Below are 13977 nucleotides of genomic sequence, written 5' to 3'. Positions count from 1 at the left end.
GGGCCGGATCATGAATGGCGAGCGAAGCGAAATCCACATCTATCGTGACGCCCGTGCCGGAAATTCTGCCGGGACCGCGCCCCCTCCAACCCTCTGAAATAGCGCTTGCATCCGCATCCGCTAAAGACGCCGCGATAGGCTAAAGCGGACGGGGGCTCCAGCGAACTTAAATATCGCCATTGACTAATTGATACGTAGCAATAAGTTGTTGCTACGTATCAATTATGGATATCTCAGGTGACGGGACGGCGGATTACGCAGAAGGAGGTGGCCGAAAGAGCGGGCGTTGCGCAAGCCACCGTCTCGCTGATCCTCAATGGTGGCCGTGAGAAGGTTACGCCTGAGACCGCCGAACGCATCGAGGCGGCAATCCTGGAACTCGGCTATCAGCCGAACCGGTTTGCGCAGGCGCTGCGGACCAAGCGGACCTATGTGATCGCCTGCGTGGTTCCGGATCTCGCGAACCCCTTTTATCCCTCGCTCGTCGTTGCCGTGCAGAAGGTCGCGCGCGCCGCCGGCTACGAAGTGGTGACGATCGATACCGAGGGCGAGCTGAACAATGAGCGGCAGGTGATCCTAGCCGCGCAGCAGGGCCGCTTCGACGGCGTGGTCGGCGTATTCTTCAAGACCAGCGCCAGGGATCTCGCGCCGCTCGGCAAGACGGGCGTTCCCGTCGTCCGTATCGAAGTCTCCAGGAAGGTCGGCGGCCCGCTGCCGATCGACAACCTGTTCATCGACAACGTCGCCGCCGCCCGGACGCTGACCAAGCACCTTCTGAACCTCGGCCACCGGTCGATCGCCATGATCGCAGCGCCCGGCGGTCCGCAGCAGGTCCGCCTGCAGGGCTATCTCGAGGCGATGGCGACCATGGGTGCCGCGCCGATCGTGCTGGAAGCCGCGCATTTCACGCTGGAGGGCGGGCGCGAGATCGCCGACCGCCTGCTGGAAAGCGGCCGTCCGGTCAGCGCCATCATCGCGGCCAACGACCTGATGGCGATCGGCACCATGCAGAGCCTCGCCGCCCACGGCCTGTCCGTTCCCGGCGACGTTTCGGTTGCCGGTTTCGACGACATTCTGGCGGCAGCGCTGGTGACACCGGCACTGACGACAGTCGCACAGTTTCAGGATCGGATCGGCGCCCGCGCCGCCGAGAAACTGATCGAACGGCTGGCAGACGGGGCCTCCGAACCCGGCCAGGCAGAAGAAATGCCATACGAACTCATCATCCGCGCCTCGGTTGCCCCCTTCAAGGGACAGCCGGAGCACATGCATCAAACCAGGGAGGAAACATTATGACCAGGCTGAAGCTTTTCGCCGCCACCGCATTGATTGCCAGCACGTCGCATATCGCCATCGCGCAGGAGAAGGTCTCTTGGTGGTACGAACAGGCGACCCCGGACCAACAGAAGCTGATCCAGAAAGATATCGTCGAGCCCTTCGCCAAGGCCAATCCCGATTACAGCCTTGTCATCGACTATCGCGGCAACGAACTCGACAAGCAGCTGCGCGTTGCCATGCTCTCCGGCAACGGTCCTGATGTCGTCTATACGGCAGGCCCGAGCTATGTCGCGCCGATGGCCCAGTCCGGCCAGCTGATGCCGCTGGATGACTATGCCGCCAAGTACAAGTGGCAGGACCGTATCCTGCCGGTCTTCCTGAAGATGGGCGAGTATAACGGCAAGATCTACGCCCTGCCAAAGACCTACGAAACGGTCGGCCTGTTCTACAACAAGACGCTGTTTGCCCAGAAGAACTGGCAGGCACCGAAGACGCTGGACGAACTCGAGACCGTCGCCGACGCCATGCTGAAGGACGGCATCACTCCGTTTGCGGCAGGCAATGCCGATTGGCGCGGCGCAAACGAGTGGTTCGTGACACTGGCGCTCAACTCGGTTGCCGGCCCCGAAAACCTGAACAAGGCGCTGCGCGGCGAAATGCCCTGGACCGCCGAGCCCTTCGTCAAATCGATCGACCGGCTGAATTCCTGGTGGCAGAAGGGTTATTTCGGCAAGAATTACTTCTCGGTGACGAGCAGCGAACAGGCAGCAGACGCCATGGCATCCGGCAAGGCCGGGATGATGCCGACCGGCACCTGGCAGTTCCAGAATGTCGATACCTACGGCAAGAAGGCAGGCAGCGAGGCGGGCTTCGTCGGCTTCCCGAGTGCTTCGGGCGACCCGGTCTTCCCGCTCGGCATCGGCTCCACCTTCTCGATCGCCACCAAGGCCAAGAACCCGGATGGCGCGGCAGCGGCGATCAACTATGTCTTCTCGCCTGAAGTCTACGAGACGATGAATTCGGCCTGGCAGGGCGAATGGAACATTCCACTGAAGGATATCTCCAACGTCAAGATGGCGAGCGAAGTGACGCCGCTCTTTACCGAGACGATGAAGAACCTCTCCTCATCGGTAAACGACGGCAAATACGGCTACACGACCTGGACCTTCCTGCCGCCGGCGACAGACAGCTATGTCATCAACGGCATCGAGGAAGTCTGGCTGAAGAAGACAACGACCGCCGACTTCCTCGCCAAGATGGACGCTTCCTTCCAGAAGGAAATGAAGGCCGGAAAGGCGCCTGCGGTCCCGGCCCGCTGATCAAAATGGCCGTGAGGGCGCAGCTTCGGCGCCCTCACCTTCGCCTGCGCCGCGTCGGCGCGGGAGTGGCCTGTTTGCCTTGAAAGGTCTGCAATGCACCGACTTTACGTCCTGCCGACATTGATCATCAATGTCGTCATCATCGCCATACCGGCGCTGCTCACGGTGGCTCTCGCCTTCTTCGAATGGGACGGCATCAGCACGCCCGTGTTCGTCGGCCTCGACAATTTCCAGGCCCTTTGGGACGACAGCGTGTTCTGGACGGCGTTGACCAACAACATCATCTGGACGCTTATCTTCCTGACGGTACCGATCGCCATGGGCCTGCTGGCAGCCACCATGATGCTGGTCGTGCGCCGCGGCTCGAACTTCTTCCAGGTCGTCTATTTCCTGCCTGTTATCATCGCCACGGCGATCACCGGCCGTGTCTGGCAGGGCATGATCTATTCGCCGGTCACCGGCATCACCGGCCTTCTGCAGCGCATGGGTCTCGATATCGCCAATCCTCTGACCGAGACGTCGAGCGCGCTCTATGGTATCGCGGTCGTCGACCTCTGGCATTGGTGGGGCTTCCTCTGCGTCATCTTCTTCGCGGCCCTGCGTCAGGTGCCGAACGAACAGATCGAAGCGTCGCGCATCGAGGGTGCAACCTTCTTCCAGACCATCCGCTATGTCCTCCTGCCAGGCATCATGCCGACCATCACGCTGATGATGATCATGACCGTCATCTGGTCGTTCCTGGTCTTCGACTTCGTCTACATCCTGACCCAGGGCGGCCCGGCCTATTCCTCCGAAGTGCTATCGACCTTCGCCTATCGCTCGGCCTTCTACGACCTTGCTGTCGGCAAGGCGGCAGCGATCTCGGTGGTGATCAGCCTCTTCGGCCTGGCCGCAACCGTCTTCTACATCCGCGCCCAAGCGACGGAGTTCGAACAATGAACATCACCGAAAGCCGCCTCACCTTCGCGATCGTCTACATCACCCTGTCGGTGCTGCTGATCGTCACCCTGTTTCCCATCGCGCTGACCGTGCTCAACGCATTGAAGCCATCGGCAGAGATCGTCCAGAATCCGCTGGCGCTCCCCTCCGTCATCCGCTGGGACAATTTCACCCGCGCCTGGACGGACGCGAATTTCGGCCAGACGCTGCTGAACTCCGCCGTGCTGACGGGCCTGACGATCATCCTCGTCTGCTCGACCGGATCGCTGACCGCCTATGTTCTGGCCCGCCAGAAGATCAAGCGCTGGAAAATCCTGACCTTCTATCTCTTGGCCAGCACCACCGCGCCGATCCAGCTCTTCCTCTTCCCGCTCTATTTCGGCTTTGCCCGCTTCGGGCTGATCAACAACCCTGTCGCCGTCGCCTTCATCTATACGGCGGTCTATTCGCCCTTCGCGATCATGCTGCTGCGGACTTACTTCCTTGCGGTTCCCAAGGAGCTGGAGGAAGCAGCGCTGATCGACGGGGCGACGCATTGGCAGGTGTTCCGCCGCGTCTTCCTGCCGATCGTCTCGCCCGGGATCCTGACGGTGGCGCTGATCATCGGCCTCTATTCCTGGAACGAGTTCCTGATCGCCACGACGTTCCTGCAGGGCCAGGACAGGCTGACGGCCGTCGTCTCGTTCTTCCTGCTTTCCGGCCAATACTCGTCCGACTGGGGTGAGATCATGGCCGCCGCCCTCATCATCATTCTTCCCATCGTAATCCTCTTCGTCCTGCTGCAGCGCCACTTCATCGAAGGAATGGCCGGCGGTTCGGTGAAGGGCTGATCAAGGAGTTCGCATGTCCATTCCCGCAGACTACAACAACCGCGTCTATGCAGGCGTTCTCGGCAAGCTGATCGGCGTCTATCTCGGCCGCCCGTTCGAGAACTGGCGCTACAAGGACATTCTCGAAAAGCTCGGCCCGATCACCTATTACGTCCATGACCGCCTCGGCGATCCGCTGATCGTCACCGATGACGACGTGGCCGGGACCTTCACCTTCCCGCGAGCGCTTGACGACTACGGCATCTCGCCGGATCTGTCGGCCGAAGACATCGGCAAGGCCTGGCTGAACTACATCATCGAGGAACGTTCGATCCTCTGGTGGGGTGGTGCCGGCAATTCGACGGAACACACCGCCTGGCTCAACCTACAGCGCGGCATTCCGGCGCCGGCCTCCGGTTCGATCGCCGTCAACGGCGCCACCGTTGCCGAGCAGATCGGCGCGCAGATTTTCATCGACGGCTGGGCGCTGGTCTCCCCCGGCAACCCGGCGCAGGCCGCCAAGCTGGCACGCGCCGCAGGCTCCGTCAGTCACGACGGAGAAGCGGTGAATGCCGCCGTCCTCTGGGCTGCGATGGAGGCGGAGGCCTTCGTCAGCAAGGATGTGAACCATCTGCTCGATACCGGCCTTGCGCATATCCCGAAGGACAGCCTGATCGCCAGGCTGATCGCCGATATCCGCGGCTGGACATCGGGCAACGAGGATTGGGAAGCGACGCGTCAGAAGATCGAGGACAATTACGGTTACGACAAATATCCGGGCAATTGCCATGTCGTGCCCAACCACGCGCTGATGATCATGGCGCTGTTGCATGCGCCGCACGACTTCCAGCGCGGCCAGATGATCGTCAACACCTCCGGTTGGGATACCGATTGCAACGCCGGCAACCTCGGCTGCCTGCACGGCATCATGCTCGGCCTCGACGGTCTCGATGCCGGTCCCGACTGGCGCGGCCCGGTCGCCGACCGTCTCTACATGTCGACCGCCGATGGCGGCCGCTCGATTGCCGACGCCGCCGACGTCTCGTTGTGGCTGGCCAATCTCGGTCGCAAGCTTGCCGGACAGACAGCCGAACCGGCGCCGAAGAATGGCGCGAAATTCCACTTCTCGCTGCCGGGCTCGGTCCAGGGCTTCCGTCCGCAGGCGGGCCAGACCGCTCTTGACGGGCTGAAGGTGACAGGAACCGGATCGGCGCTGGCGATCGATTACCAGGCGCTTGCCCAAGGTCGTGAGGCTGCGGCCACCACGCCGGTCTTCACGCCGCTCGAAGTCACCAAGATGCGCACCTACGATCTGGTCGCCAGCCCGCGCATCCATGCCGGACAGACGCTGCGCGCAACCATCCGCGCCGAAGCGGCAAACAGCGGCTCCGTCGAGGCGAAGCTCCGCATCCGCCACTATGATGGCAGCGATGCCCTCGTCGATATCGACATGCCCTCCGGCAAGCTTCTCAACCCCGGCAATTCGGCAGCGCTCGAATGGACCGTCCCCGCAACCGGCCACCAGCCGATCGCCGAAATCGGCCTGGTGTTGACGGCACCGCAGGGACGAGCAAACGGGCGGGTCCTGGTCGATGCGCTCACCTGGGATGGTTGCCCTGATGTGACCTTCAAGCGTCCGGAAGGCGCCAGCGACTTCTGGCGCCGCGCCTGGGTCAGCAATGTGCATTTCTTCTCGAAGAACTTCCCGCAGGACTTCCGCATCAGCCAGAACCGCGGTGAAGGATTGATCCTGCAGGGCACGCGCGACTGGACCGATTATGCTATCGAGGCCGACCTGATGCTGCATCTCGGCGATCACGGCGGCCTGGCGATCCGCGCCGAGGGACAGCGCCGCTACTATGCGGCTCTGGTTACCCGCGACGGCAAGCTGCAGATCGTCTGCCGCAAGGATGAGAAGCAGACGGTGCTCGCCTCGACCGCACTCCAGGTCGAATTCGAGACGCGCTTTACGATGAAGCTCTCGGCCAGGGGCGACAAGCTTTCCGCTACGGTCGGCGGCACCACGGTCGAAGCCAATGACCAGACCTTTGCCGGCGGATCGGCCGGACTGATCATTCACGAGGGAGCCCTCTCGGCCACCCGCATCCACATCGGCGCGGCGTAAGGAGATCCCCATGGCAAGTGTCACGATCGACAAGGTCGTCAAGCGCTACGGCAGCGCCGAGGTCATTCACGGGATCGATGCGGCGATCGGTGACGGCGAATTCGTCGTCCTGGTCGGCCCGTCGGGTTGCGGCAAGTCCACGCTGCTGCGGATGATCGCCGGTCTTGAGGACACCTCTTCGACGAACCGCTGTCGAACCTCGACGCCAAGCTGCGCGTGCAGATGCGCGGCGAAATCAAGAGCCTGCACCGCCGCCTCGGCACCACCATGGTCTACGTCACCCACGACCAGGTGGAGGCAATGACCATGGCCGACCGGATCGTCGTCATGCAGGCGGGCCGCATCGAGCAGATCGGCACGCCACTGGAACTCTACGACCGCCCGGCCAATGCCTTCGTCGCCCAGTTCATCGGCTCGCCGGCGATGAACCTGTTCCCGGCAACCGTCACCGGCGGCAAACTGATCCTGCAGAATGGCCAACCGTCGGGACTTGCAGCGCCATCAGCTGTTCAGGAAGGCCAGAAGCTGCTGATCGGCAAGCGGCCGGAAGAAATCGGCCTTGGGGCAGAAGGCGACCTGCACGCAACCGTCGAGAATATCGAGCCGACCGGCTCCGAAGCCTTCATCGAGCTCAAGCTCGGCGATCAACTCGTCTCGGTGGTGCTTCGCGAACGGCCATGGTTCGATGTCGGCAGCAAACAGACACTGACCCTCACCAAAGGCGCCGTTCACATCTTCGACGCGGCGTCGGGCAACAGGATCGGCTGAGGAAGCGCGCCGCCGGGAAGGCGGCGCTCATTTCAGCCTGTCGAAATCGCGGTAGCCGAATTCCTCGGCCTGCTTGGCAAGCGTCAGCAGCACTTCGTAACGGGCGTCCGGCAGGATGTCGAAATCGACCAGCCCCATCGTATCGCGCGCCACCGCAAGAAATGGCGCGCGGATCGAGGCCATGAGCGCTTCACGAAGCAGCTCAACCTGTTCGTCGGTTGCACCGCCAGACGTGATGAAGGGCAACCCGGGACTGGCAGGCGTGAGCGCAAGCTGCCGGATTTCAGTCACGCGCTCACGGTCGAAGCGTTGGATATTTGCAAGTGTAACGCAATCGATGGCCGCACAATCGGCGCGGCCCTGGGCAACCGCATCGATGCTGGCGCCATGGCTTCCCGTCTCGATAAAGGCAGCAAAGAAGCGCCCCTCCCGGGCAAGAGGAGTAACGGCGGCGCGCAGGAGATTGGCGCCGGAATTGCTGGTCGGGCTATTGATCGCCGCGACTGCGCCACGCAGATCTTCGATCGCAGCAAAAACCGAGTCGCGTCTGACGACGATGACGCTGCGCATCAGCGGCCCGTCGCAGCCCGGATGGCTGTAGACTGGCGTTGCGACGAGGCGGACCCTGCCCCGTAGCTGTGTCACATAGGGATAGCCGCAGGTCTGCGAGAGCAGGAGGTCGGGACGAAGCCAGGCTTCGTCATAGGCCAGATCGGTATCCAGACGATCCGGCAATCCTGAGACACCCGGGCGCGCGAGATATGCGCGCAGGAACTCCCAGAGTTCAGCGGTCGCCGCGGCAAGCGGCGGCGGGGTAACATACATTGCCAGGCAGACAAGATGCATCTTGTGCCTCAGCCGTTCGGGAAGTGCCGCGCAAACGAGAACAGGCCGTGCGGCAGCGCGCTGCCGCCCTCCAGCGCGAGATCCGCCAGAAGTTCGCCGATGACGCTGGTGAATTTGAAGCCGTGGCCGGAGCAGGCGGAGGAGACGACGACATCAGGCGCACCCGGCACATGATCGATCAGGAAGTCCTCGCTCGGCAGCATCGTGTAGCGGCAGGTCGTCGCCCGCACCCGCATCGAAGCCGCATGCGGCAGACGCTTGAGGACGAAGCTGTCAAGAAGCGCGGTATCGGCCTCGTTGACGGGCGGATTGGGAGCACGCGGATCGATCGGCTCGCGGAAATGCGCGTGACGGCCGACCTTGACGCCGTCGATGCCGATATTCGGAAAACCGAAATAGGATCCGCCCTCGCCGTCATCCCGCAGGAAGCAGGGCATGCGCTGCGGCTCGGCAACGAAGCCATCGGATGGCTGATACCAGGCCACCACCTGGCGGATCGGCACGGCACGCGACCGCAGTTGCGGCACGAGCTCGGCGATCCAGGCGCCGGTCGCAACGATGACCTTGCGTGCGCGGTAGGTCGCGGTGCCCGAGACGATCGTCACGCCATTGCCGCTCTGGTCGATCGAAAGCACCGGTTCGCCGAAATGCAGCGCAGCACCGTGTTCGGCGGCCAGCTTCAGGTAGCCCATGATCGCGGCTTCAGGCTTGACATAACCGCCCTGCGGATCGAGCAGCCCGATCTCGCCGTCATCGAGGGCAAAGGCCGGAAACCGCCGCGCCATCTCCTGCTTGTCGAGGATCTGATGCGCCAGGCCATGCATCTCACAGGATGCCTTCGTTCCGCTGACGATCTTGCTGTCCGGTGCGCCGATCTGCAGCACGCCTGTGACGGTCAGGATATCGGTTCGCAGCTGTGCTTCCAGCGCCCGCCAGTTTTCATAGGCACGCTGCAGCAGCGGCACATAGGACGGGTCTTCGAAATAGCCGAGCCGGATGAGACGGCTGTCACCATGCGACGAGCTGAGCGCATGGGCCGGGAAATAGGCTTCGAGCCCGATGACTTTGGCACCGCGCGATGCCGCGAAGGCGGCGGCCGAACTCCCCATGGCACCAAGACCGATGACGGCGACATCGAATTCTGCAGACATGTCCATTCTCTCACTCGGCCGGCTGATGGGTTGATATCAGGGTTCGGAGCGCCTCGATATCGCCATGCAACGGCCGGTCGTCATGGTAATGGCCTGCAACGCCGCGCACCATCGCGTGAATGGCGCCGGTTCCGGTGGCGCGTGCACCGTTGACGGCCACGAAATCATGCGCCTGCGCTGCCGCCATCAGTTCGACGGCCAAGATATATTCGGCGTTATCGATGATGGCGAGCAGCTTGTTTGCCGCCGCCGTCGGATGGGCCAGGAAGTCCTCCTGCAAACCGGAGGTGATGCCGCCGTCGAGCGAGGCGGGTGCCGCGAGACGGCGATTTTCGTTGGCAAGTGCCACAGCGGTATATTGCGCGATCATGAAGCCCGAATGGCTGCCGGCATCGCTGGCGAGAAACGGCGGCAACCCGCTGACAAGCGGATTGACCAGCCTGTCCGCGCGCCGCTCGCTCATTGCGCCGATCTGCGCGATCGCGATTGCGAGAGCATCGGCGGCCTGCGCCAGGGCGGGCGCCACGGCATGCGCTTCGGAGGACACCACGGGACGATCCGGCGTCCCGGAGATCGCGGGGTTGTCGGTCACGGAAGCCAGCTCCTGATCGACGATCCGGGCCGTCTCCTCGAACACGTCCCACGCAGCGCCGTGGGCGTGGGGCACCGAGCGGAGGCTGAGCGCGTCCTGCGTCCGTTTGCCCTTGGCGGCGTCGACCAGCGCGCTGCCCTTTAACCGGGAGCGTAAGCGCCCGCCTACCTTCGCAATACCTTTGGAAGGACGGAGCGACAGCACTGATTTCTCAAAAGCGGCTATCTGGCAGCCGACAGCTTCGAGCGTCAGCGCTGCGGCGGCGTCGGCCCAATCGAGCAGCCGTTCGGCGCGGGACAGGGCAACGGAAGACAAGCCCGTTGCGCAGGCCGTTCCGTTGACGAGGCTCAGGCCTTCCTTGGCTTGAAGCACAAGCGGCGCGAGCCCGATCGCGAGAAGTGCCTCGCGCCCCGTCATGCGCCGCCCGCCGACGGTTGCATGGCCCTCTCCGATCAGCACTAGAGCCGAATGGGCGTTGTGGGTGAGATATCCGGCCGATCCCCTGGACGGCACATCGGGAATGCAGTCCTTCGCGAGGAATGCCGTGAGATGTTCGAGGATTTCAGGGCGCACGCCGGAATGGCCGTGGCCGAAATTGGCGATCTGCGCAGCGATGATCGCGCGCACTTCGCGCGGCGCCAGCAGAGGACCGACACCGCAGGCATGGCTCAGAATGATATTGCGCGACAGGCGGCTCTGCGAGGTGCGGTCAACGACCGTGTCGGACAACGCGCCGACCCCGGTATTAATGCCATAAGCCCTGACGCCGCTTTCGACGATGCTCTCCACGATCTGTCTGGCGCGGGCGACACGGTCGCGTGCTGCGGCCGACAAGGCCAGAGCTTCACCCTCGCCAACGCGGGCGACATCGCGCCACGACAGACGTTCATGCAGGACGATGGTCATTGCCCGGTTCCGAAATGGCCGATGAACTGGCGGAAGGCCGGCGTGGCCGCACTGCCGAACATATCGTCGGGCGCGCCGCTGCTTTCGATCAGGCCTTCGCGCATGAAGACGACGCGGTTGGAAACGTTGCGGGCAAAGCTCATCTCGTGGGTGACGACGAGCATCGTCATGCCTTCCTCGGCCAGCGCGCGCATGACGCGCAGCACTTCGCCGACCAATTCCGGATCGAGCGCCGATGTCGGCTCATCGAACAGCATGACCTTTGGCTTCATGGCAAGGGCGCGAGCGATCGCGGCACGCTGCTGCTGGCCGCCGGAAAGATGCGCCGGATAGGCATGGCGCTTGTCGGCGATGCCGACCTTTTCCAGAAGCGCCTCGGCCTCGGCAATACACTCGGCCTTCGGGCGCTTCAAAACGTGGACCGGCCCCTCGATGACATTCTGCAGGATGGTCATGTGAGACCAGAGGTTGAAGCTCTGGAACACCATGCCGAGTTCGGAACGGATGTGGTCGACCTGCTTCTGGCTGGCAGGACGGCTGCTGCCGTTCTTGTGCACCATGCGGATTTGCTCGCCATCGACCCAGATCTCGCCATCGCTCGCGGTTTCCAGGAGATTGATACAGCGCAGGAAGGTCGACTTTCCCGAGCCGGAAGCGCCGAGCAGCGAAATAACATCGCCGTCCTGGGCCTCAAGGGAAATGCCGCGCAGGACCTCATGGGTGCCGAAGCTCTTGCGGATGTTGCGAACGGAAAGGCGTGTCACACCGGGCATCGCGGTTGCTCCTTAGGCCTTGAGTGCCGGCGGGATGGCGCGGCGGTGTTTGGAGAGTGAATATTCGAGCAGCGCCATGGCCTGCAGGATGATGAAGTTCAGCACCAGGTAGATGATGGCGGCGCACAGGAAGACTTCCATGGTGCGATAGGTCTGCGAAATCAGCCGCTGCGCGACGCCGGTGACTTCCCAGACGGTGACGAGGCTTGCGAGCGCTGTCGATTTCATCATCAGCACGATCTCGGTGGAATAGGCAGGCAGCGCATGACGGAAGGCGATGGGCGCGATGATCCGCCGGATCATCAGCATGCGCGGCATGCCGATGGCGCGGGCCGCCTCGATTTCCTTTGGCGAGACGGCGCGGATGCCGCTGCGGAAGATTTCCGCAGAGTAGCCTGCCGTGCAGAGCGCCAGCGAAAGCACGGCGCAGACCATTGGCTCGCGCAGGAAGGGCCAGAGGAAGGAGTAGCGGATGACGCCGAACTGACCAAGCCCGTAAAAGACCAGGAACATCTGGATCAGCAGCGGGGAGCCGCGGAAGATGAAGATGTAGCCCTTGGCGAAACCGGCCAGCAACGGATTGCCGCTGACGCGAAGCGAGACGATGACGAGCGCCAGCAGGCCGCCGAAAAAGATCGACAGCGAAAACAGGATCAGCGTCGTCGGCACTGCTTTCAGCAGCGTCACCATGGTGGAGAACAGAAATTCGAAATCCATCACGCTTGCCCCATCGCCGACGCAGGCATACTGCGGTTTGCGCGCCGTTCGGCGGTGTTGAAGATCCGGTCCGAGAGACTGGTGAGCAACAGATAGAGAAGGCCGCCGGCGATGAAAAACAGGAAATACTGACGCGTCGAGCCTGCGGCCACCTGGCTGGTGCGCATCAGCTCGGCGAGACCGGTGACGGAGATCAGCGCCGAATCCTTGAGGCTTAGCTGCCAGACATTGCCGAGACCGGGGATCGCGAAGCGCAGGACCTGCGGAATGATGACGCGCCGCAGGCGCAGCGCGCGCGGCATGCCGATCGCCGAGGCCGCTTCCAGCTCTCCCTTGGAGATCGCCAGAAAGGCGCCGCGATAGACTTCCGCCTGATAGGCGCCGGAGATGATGCCGACGGCAAGGGCGCCGGCGGCAAAGGAGGGCAGGCCGAGGAAGCCCTCGTAGCCTAGCCATTGACCGACGGATGTCACCGCCGCCGAGCCGCCGAAATAGATCAAATAGATGATCAGCAATTCAGGCACGCCGCGAAACACGGTCGTATAGATATTGCCGAGCGTCACCAGCAGCATATTGCCGGAGAGTTTGGTCGAGGCGATGATGGTGCCGAGTACGGCGCCGATCGCCAGCGCAGTCGCGGTCACGGCGAGCGTCATCAAGGTTGCAACAAGCAACAATGCGCCCCATCCGTTCGAGCCGAAGCCCAAGAGTCCCAAGGTTCCCATTGCGTCCGTTCCCGTCGATAGCAGCTTCAGGCGTCGAGATTATCACAGGCGTCTCCGGCAAGGTGCCGGAGACCGTATCGGTGATAGCCCGAAGGTTGCTTATTGCGGGCTGACGTCGACCTTGAACCACTTCATCGAGAGGGTCTTGACGGTACCGTCGGCCAGCGCGGACTTGATGGCTTCGCTGAACTTGTCGCGCAGGTCGGTGTCTTCCTTCCGGATGCCGAGACCTTCGCCCTCGCCCCAGATCGAGCCGGCGATTTCCGGGCCGGTGAAGGCAAGCGTATCGTTTGCCGACGCGAATGCGTTGTTGAAATAGACCGCGTCGTCGAAGCCGAGATCGATACGGCCGTTCTGCAGATCGAGATCGCGGTCGGCGCCGGTCTTGTATTCGCGGATTTCGGCGATCGAGCCGAAGTTGTCATAGACGAACTTCGCATAGACGGTCGCGGCCTGGATGCCGATCGTCTTGCCCTTGAAGGCTTCCTTCAGCGCATCGATTTCCTTCACGCCGGTCTGGCCGGGCGTCATCTTGATCGTCACGCCGGTACCGGCGGCATTTGCCAGCGGGCTATCCTTGGCGGTCGCGAAAGCGGCAGGCGTCGCGGCATAGGGAACGGTGAAGTCGATGATCTTCTTGCGCTCTTCGGTGATCGACAGCGCATCCATGATCACATCGAATTTGCCGGCATTCAGCGCCGGGATCATGCCGTCCCAGTCGGACGCGACAAGCTTGCATTCGATCTTGGCGCGCTCGCAGAGCACCTTGGCCAGTTCCGGCTCGAAGCCGCCTAGCGTGCCGTCGGCATTCGTCATGTTCCAGGGTGCGTAGGCACCCTCGAGGGTAATCGTCGCAGTCTTCCAGTCCTTGCCGAGAACCGGCGTTGCGAGAGCGGAGATTGCCACCGCTCCAGACACGATGATGCTATGCAATTTCATGTTCCAAACTCCTCTGAAATTCGATTGACCGTCTTTCCTGCCGATCTCCGCCGGCTTGCCTTTTGCGAAGATCATATCTCGCCGAAGGTT

12 protein-coding genes and 1 pseudogene are annotated in these 13977 nt (G+C 62.7%); 6 read left to right on the top strand and 7 right to left on the bottom strand.

Annotated features, from left to right (window positions below; genetic code table 11):
* Positions 1-237: 237 nt before the first annotated feature.
* From AC1DJO_RS21425 to AC1DJO_RS21400, 6 genes and pseudogenes are all read left to right on the top strand, one after another.
* A complete protein-coding gene (locus tag AC1DJO_RS21425) occupies positions 238-1296 on the top strand; it encodes a LacI family DNA-binding transcriptional regulator (RefSeq protein WP_112386722.1) in 1059 nt (352 codons plus the stop codon).
* A complete protein-coding gene (locus tag AC1DJO_RS21420) occupies positions 1293-2597 on the top strand; it encodes an ABC transporter substrate-binding protein (RefSeq protein WP_112386721.1) in 1305 nt (434 codons plus the stop codon). Before AC1DJO_RS21425 ends, AC1DJO_RS21420 begins: the two co-directional genes overlap by 4 nt.
* Before the next feature lie 93 nt (positions 2598-2690).
* On the top strand, positions 2691-3536 hold the full coding sequence (locus AC1DJO_RS21415) for a carbohydrate ABC transporter permease (protein WP_112386720.1): 846 nt from the start codon (positions 2691-2693) through the stop codon (positions 3534-3536).
* On the top strand, positions 3533-4366 hold the full coding sequence (locus AC1DJO_RS21410) for a carbohydrate ABC transporter permease (protein ID WP_112386719.1): 834 nt from the start codon (positions 3533-3535) through the stop codon (positions 4364-4366). The genes AC1DJO_RS21415 and AC1DJO_RS21410 overlap by 4 nt, the downstream gene beginning before the upstream one ends.
* A 13-nt stretch (positions 4367-4379) precedes the next feature.
* Complete coding sequence (locus tag AC1DJO_RS21405) at positions 4380-6470, top strand: ADP-ribosylglycohydrolase family protein (RefSeq protein WP_112386718.1); 2091 nt, start codon at positions 4380-4382, stop codon at positions 6468-6470.
* Positions 6471-6480: 10 nt separating this feature from the next.
* Positions 6481-7238: pseudogene (locus tag AC1DJO_RS21400) on the top strand (ABC transporter ATP-binding protein).
* Between the two features lie 27 nt (positions 7239-7265).
* On the opposite strand, the gene AC1DJO_RS21395 reads toward AC1DJO_RS21400, so the two are convergent.
* The 7 genes from AC1DJO_RS21395 to AC1DJO_RS21365 all read right to left on the bottom strand — a co-directional run bounded on the left by AC1DJO_RS21395 (position 7266) and on the right by AC1DJO_RS21365 (position 13887).
* On the bottom strand, positions 7266-8084 hold the full coding sequence (locus tag AC1DJO_RS21395) for a phosphate/phosphite/phosphonate ABC transporter substrate-binding protein (RefSeq protein WP_112386716.1): 819 nt from the start codon (positions 8082-8084) through the stop codon (positions 7266-7268).
* A gap of 8 nt (positions 8085-8092) precedes the next feature.
* Positions 8093-9235 carry an N-methyl-L-tryptophan oxidase gene (gene solA, locus AC1DJO_RS21390; RefSeq protein WP_112386715.1) on the bottom strand — a complete coding sequence of 381 codons (1143 nt, stop codon included), beginning with the start codon at positions 9233-9235 and terminating at the stop codon, positions 8093-8095.
* A 10-nt stretch (positions 9236-9245) separates the two neighbouring features.
* Positions 9246-10733, bottom strand: a complete 1488-nt coding sequence (locus AC1DJO_RS21385; protein ID WP_112386714.1) for an HAL/PAL/TAL family ammonia-lyase — start codon at positions 10731-10733, stop codon at positions 9246-9248.
* Positions 10730-11506 (bottom strand): ABC transporter ATP-binding protein, encoded by a 777-nt coding sequence (locus AC1DJO_RS21380; protein WP_112386713.1) that lies wholly within the window; start codon positions 11504-11506, stop codon positions 10730-10732. The genes AC1DJO_RS21385 and AC1DJO_RS21380 overlap by 4 nt, the downstream gene beginning before the upstream one ends.
* Before the next feature lie 12 nt (positions 11507-11518).
* Positions 11519-12223 (bottom strand): ABC transporter permease, encoded by a 705-nt coding sequence (locus AC1DJO_RS21375; protein WP_112386712.1) that lies wholly within the window; start codon positions 12221-12223, stop codon positions 11519-11521.
* Positions 12223-12948: an ABC transporter permease gene (locus AC1DJO_RS21370; protein ID WP_112386711.1), complete on the bottom strand. Its 726-nt coding sequence runs from the start codon at positions 12946-12948 to the stop codon at positions 12223-12225. The genes AC1DJO_RS21375 and AC1DJO_RS21370 overlap by 1 nt, the downstream gene beginning before the upstream one ends.
* 99 nt (positions 12949-13047) lie before the next feature.
* A complete protein-coding gene (locus AC1DJO_RS21365; RefSeq protein WP_112386756.1) occupies positions 13048-13887 on the bottom strand; it encodes a transporter substrate-binding domain-containing protein in 840 nt (279 codons plus the stop codon).
* Positions 13888-13977: the final 90 nt, after the last annotated feature.

This window comes from Rhizobium sp. 05N430, assembly GCF_056396985.1.
This window is presented reverse-complemented; position numbering and strand designations above follow the sequence as displayed.

Bases quoted from the DNA above. Each gene is read 5' to 3' on its own strand.
- AC1DJO_RS21420 (WP_112386721.1), top strand. From the start codon at position 1,293: ATGACCAGGCTGAAGCTTTTCGCCGCCACCGCATTGATTGCCAGCACG.
- AC1DJO_RS21415 (WP_112386720.1), top strand. From the start codon at position 2,691: ATGCACCGACTTTACGTCCTGCCGACATTGATCATCAATGTCGTCATC.
- AC1DJO_RS21410 (WP_112386719.1), top strand. From the start codon at position 3,533: ATGAACATCACCGAAAGCCGCCTCACCTTCGCGATCGTCTACATCACC.
- AC1DJO_RS21405 (WP_112386718.1), top strand. From the start codon at position 4,380: ATGTCCATTCCCGCAGACTACAACAACCGCGTCTATGCAGGCGTTCTC.
- AC1DJO_RS21395 (WP_112386716.1), bottom strand. From the start codon at position 8,084: ATGCATCTTGTCTGCCTGGCAATGTATGTTACCCCGCCGCCGCTTGCC.
- solA (WP_112386715.1), bottom strand. From the start codon at position 9,235: ATGTCTGCAGAATTCGATGTCGCCGTCATCGGTCTTGGTGCCATGGGG.
- AC1DJO_RS21385 (WP_112386714.1), bottom strand. From the start codon at position 10,733: ATGACCATCGTCCTGCATGAACGTCTGTCGTGGCGCGATGTCGCCCGC.
- AC1DJO_RS21380 (WP_112386713.1), bottom strand. From the start codon at position 11,506: ATGCCCGGTGTGACACGCCTTTCCGTTCGCAACATCCGCAAGAGCTTC.
- AC1DJO_RS21375 (WP_112386712.1), bottom strand. From the start codon at position 12,223: ATGGATTTCGAATTTCTGTTCTCCACCATGGTGACGCTGCTGAAAGCA.
- AC1DJO_RS21370 (WP_112386711.1), bottom strand. From the start codon at position 12,948: ATGGGAACCTTGGGACTCTTGGGCTTCGGCTCGAACGGATGGGGCGCA.
- AC1DJO_RS21365 (WP_112386756.1), bottom strand. From the start codon at position 13,887: ATGAAATTGCATAGCATCATCGTGTCTGGAGCGGTGGCAATCTCCGCT.